This window comes from Marinilabilia sp., from assembly GCF_016278715.1.
GTDB lineage: Bacteria > Bacteroidota > Bacteroidia > Bacteroidales > Marinilabiliaceae > Marinilabilia.
In genome coordinates this window covers 1-4,027 of sequence record NZ_JADQBH010000039.1, presented here as the reverse complement: position 1 = coordinate 4,027, position 4,027 = coordinate 1, and the positions used below count along the sequence as shown (strand labels likewise).

The 4,027-nt window shown below is 43.3% G+C and carries 5 protein-coding genes; all 5 read right to left on the bottom strand.

The window, feature by feature from the left end:
- A partial coding sequence (locus QZZ43_RS02745; RefSeq protein WP_291856021.1) for a bifunctional adenosylcobinamide kinase/adenosylcobinamide-phosphate guanylyltransferase occupies positions 1–469 on the bottom strand: 469 nt, incomplete at its 3' end.
- Between the two features lie 110 nt (positions 470–579).
- Positions 580–1,152, bottom strand: a complete 573-nt coding sequence (locus QZZ43_RS02740; RefSeq protein ID WP_291856019.1) for a histidine phosphatase family protein — start codon at positions 1,150–1,152, stop codon at positions 580–582.
- A gap of 117 nt (positions 1,153–1,269) precedes the next feature.
- Positions 1,270–2,028, bottom strand: a complete 759-nt coding sequence (locus QZZ43_RS02735; RefSeq protein ID WP_291856017.1) for an adenosylcobinamide-GDP ribazoletransferase — start codon at positions 2,026–2,028, stop codon at positions 1,270–1,272.
- 75 nt (positions 2,029–2,103) lie between these two features.
- A complete protein-coding gene (gene cobT, locus QZZ43_RS02730) occupies positions 2,104–3,180 on the bottom strand; it encodes a nicotinate-nucleotide--dimethylbenzimidazole phosphoribosyltransferase (RefSeq protein ID WP_291856015.1) in 1,077 nt (358 codons plus the stop codon).
- A partial coding sequence (gene cbiB / locus QZZ43_RS02725; protein ID WP_291856013.1) for an adenosylcobinamide-phosphate synthase CbiB occupies positions 3,177–4,027 on the bottom strand: 851 nt, incomplete at its 5' end. The genes cbiB and cobT, both read right to left, overlap by 4 nt.

The following is a 4,027-nucleotide window of genomic DNA, read 5'->3' as shown; positions in this document are numbered from 1 at the left end:
TCGCCTCATCGGCCCTGGAAGCAATGTACTGGTTCATCCAGCCCTGCAGGTCGGAAAAGCGGCGGGCAACAGCATTCCCGGCATGACCGCCCAATCCTATTTCGTTGGAGATAACAATCAAAGTAGCATCTTTCATCAACAGCTTATCAAACTCAGTTTTGGCCATTGCCAATACCTCATCGACTGCCTTATCCTGATGATCAAAAAAAAGATTGGTAAGCCATAAAGTAACACAATCGAGCACCACAACTCGTCCTGTTACATCACATTCAGAAATAGTTACCGGTTCTTCCAAATTGGTCCATTCCTCTCCGCGGTCGTTTTGGTGGCGTTCCACGCGCTTACGAAAATCATCATCCCAAATACGAGCTGTAGCCAGATATACCGGGTTTGATGACTTTTCCAGCGCCAGCTTTTGGGCAAAACTACTTTTTCCTGATCGTTGTCCGCCGGTAATAAAGTAAAGCATGCTTTAGTTTTTAGAAGTTAGATAATAGATGTCAGAGACTAAACATAACTCAATACACTAACCAAAATCCAGATCCTCAAGTCCTCCTTGGAAGAATTATGGGGGCATTCCTACAAATATTTCACTTTATAGTACTCGCTATGGTGCCACTCCAGACAAATCACATCTCCGTAATCAATATGCATGGCAAAAATTTTCCGCGGCGAGGCTTCCAGTAAATAAGCCAGTAAAGCTCTCAATAATCCGGCATGTGTCACCACCATAATGTTGGTGTGACCGGTTTTCACCAATTCATCCAGAAAAGCAAGTACACGTCTCTGCACATCAAAAAAATTCTCACCTCCGTGAATTTTACAATTGATAAAATCCTGCCCCCACTCCCTCTGTTCCTCTTCAGGAATATCAGTCCAGGGTACCATTTCCCATTGGCCAAAATTGATCTCCCGAATGCGTTCTGAAGTCACCACCATTATATCCTGAACCAATGATTCCGCCAGCATTGTGCAACGTGAAAGCGGACTGGAATAGCAGATATCAATAGCTGCACCATTCATCTTATTGCGAACTTTGAGTACTGCCTTTTCAAGGGATACAGCAGAAGGTTTTACATCCGTAATTCCGTAACAAACACCCGGAGGTGCTTCAGTTTTAGGATGTCGAATAAAATAGATGTTCTTTGACATAATCTTTTTTCTTTAAACACAGAAATACAAAGAGGCAGAGAAAAAATTTCCAGGTTAATCGAACTTCCAATTTTCAACCTGGTACCTGCTTTCATTGTAATTAAGCATCGCTGGTTTTTAACCAATAATGACGAGCAAAACCGTCATAATTAACACTTCGTTTATCTGCTGCACAGCCCCCAGGCAATCACCGGTATATCCTCCAATTCGGTTTTGAAACCAGATGCCAGCCAAAAGTGAAAATAAAGTGACAACAGGTATCGTCACCAGTACCATCCATGATTCAAACAGCACCAAAGGCATTATCCCCAAAAAGGTGGCCCACACAAATCGCCCCCATGAAATGGGATGGCTGGTATCGCGTGATTTAGACTCTCCGTTCGGTCGGGCATAACTCCATCCCATAGAAATAATCAAGGTAGACCAACGACTCACTACATGCGATGAAACAATAATTACAGGAATCCACAAAGCTTTTGCCTCTACCAGCAAAGCTATTTTCAATGAAAACAGAAGTACTATGCCAATAAGCGCATACGCCCCCACCCGGGAGTCTTTCATAATCTTTAACCGCTGATCCTTATTATATCCTCCCCCGAAAGCATCACACACATCGGCAAAACCGTCTTCATGAAAAGCACCGGTCACCAACACACTGGCTCCTAAGGACATAATCACGGCTACTGACTGAGACATATAAAGATTAACCAGCCAGAAAACCAAGGCACCCAAGCCGCCAACAATGGCACCAATCAAAGGAAACCATGTTAAGGCCAATTGTTGATTATCTTTCCTGTATTCCACCTTGAACGGCAAAGAAAGCCGGGTAAAGTAGAGCAATGAAGAAAAGAGGATATTAAATTCACGTTTTATCATACAATTCATAAGTTGAATGACGTGAGGCATAGGGTATGGAGCAGGAAACACTAATATTACCTCTCCCCTTTTGCACTATTCACTTTGTCCTTTGCCTTTTTGGTCTGCTACATTATAAACCTTTGCCTCACCAAAGGAAGTCATATCATTCAGCATGGCCACACTTCCCTGAATAATGGGATAAGCCAAGGCAGAACCGGTTCCCTCTCCCAGCCGCAATTCAAGATTAAGCAACGGGCGACCATTCAAATATTCAAGCATCTTTATGTGACTGTGCTCTTTGGAACAGTGAGAAAAAACAGCATAATCGCGAACCATGGGACAAATCTCATAAGCAGTCAAAAATGCTGAAGTGGTGATAAAACCATCTACAACAATTAACATACGACGCTGAGCCGCTTCCAACATTCCTCCTACCATAGTAGCAATTTCTAATCCACCATAAGTCGCCAGTTTCTCTTCGGGTTTATCGAAAATGCCATGCTTTTCAATAGCCTGACGCAATACACTGGCTTTATTCTGGACACCCTGCTTATCCAACCCACATCCTGGCCCGGTACACTCTTCCACCGAAAGACCGGTAAAAACCGACAACAGCGCTGTGGCAGGAGAGGAATTCCCAATCCCCATCTCTCCAAAACCAACTACGTTACTTCCTTTTTCTGCAAACAAGGCCACCACATCCCGACCATTCCGGATGGCTTGATCGCACTCATCCTGAGTCATGGCCGGCTCTTTAAGAAAGTTTCGCGTTGCTTTACGAACTTTTTTATCAATCAATCGGGGGTGAGCTTGAAAGTCATGGTCAACACCAGCATCCACTACATACAAATCGAAACCAAATTGTTTGCAAAAAAGTCCGATTCCACCACCCCCGTTGAGAAAATTATTGACCTGCTGCCAGGTTATTTCATGAGGGACGGGACTAACACCCTCTACAGTAATACCATGATCTGATGCTACAGTAAGCATCACGGGCGATTTCAATTTTGGTTTGGTGGTTTCCTGAATAAGACCAATCTGTATGGCTAACTCCTCCAGATACCCCAAAGAACCAACAGGTTTGGTCTTCTGATCGATATTGTGTTGAAGAAGTTTTCTTAGCTCATCATTTTCGATAGGCTTAATGTTTAGGTTTTTAAGTGAATTCATAGTTTTATTATTTTTAATATGAAGTCGCAAATGCCGGATTCAGCAAATAGAATCTTTGCATTTTGTTCTCCACAAGGTAAATCAGTAATAATCCAGATAGCAATAATCAAAACCATCATCGAGGTTTCCACGGCCTTGTTGATTTGAATAGTTTTCTTCAGATCCTGGATATTTAATTCTCGCTCATTGATTCCGATTTTCGGTTTGGACACTATTTCTCCAAAATAATCATGATCCCCTCCAAACTGAACATTCAGAATTCCGGACAGGGCCGCTTCCGGAAATCCGGCATTGGGACTTTTATGCGCCCTTCCAAACCGAAAAATGAACCGAAAAGCCCTGCAGCTCAACCCGCAAGATGCCATTAAAGTTGCAGTAATTCTGGCCGGAAAGTAATTGGCAATATCATCCAATCGCGCAGCAAACTTTCCGAATTGCTCATACTTTGCATTTTTGTAGCCAATCATGGAATCAAGTGTATTGACCATTTTATAGGCCATCATACCCGGCCCCCCGCCAATTGCCAACCAAAACAAAGGAGCGACCACACCATCACTGAGGTTTTCTGCCAATGTTTCAAGAGTCGCGGTCTTAATTTCATGACTGTTCAGATTATTCGTATCACGTCCAACGATTCGGCCAACCTGTTGTCGCCCCTCCTCCATACTTATCTGCAACTTTTCAAAAACTGCTTTCCCCTCGCGAATAAGTGTAGTTCCAGCCAGCCCAAAGAAAACAAGAACCATCTGCAACAAAGCTGCCAGCCAAAAGTTAATCTGCCCAAGTATAATAGCAACCAATAAAAAGAAAGAAATACTCCAGTGACCAACCCGACCGTCACCAACAT

Excerpts from the sequence above, each read along its gene's own strand:
- QZZ43_RS02740 (WP_291856019.1), bottom strand. The coding sequence starts at position 1,152 with ATGTCAAAGAACATCTATTTTATTCGACATCCTAAAACTGAAGCACCT.
- cobT (WP_291856015.1), bottom strand. The coding sequence starts at position 3,180 with ATGAATTCACTTAAAAACCTAAACATTAAGCCTATCGAAAATGATGAG.
- QZZ43_RS02735 (WP_291856017.1), bottom strand. The coding sequence starts at position 2,028 with ATGATAAAACGTGAATTTAATATCCTCTTTTCTTCATTGCTCTACTTT.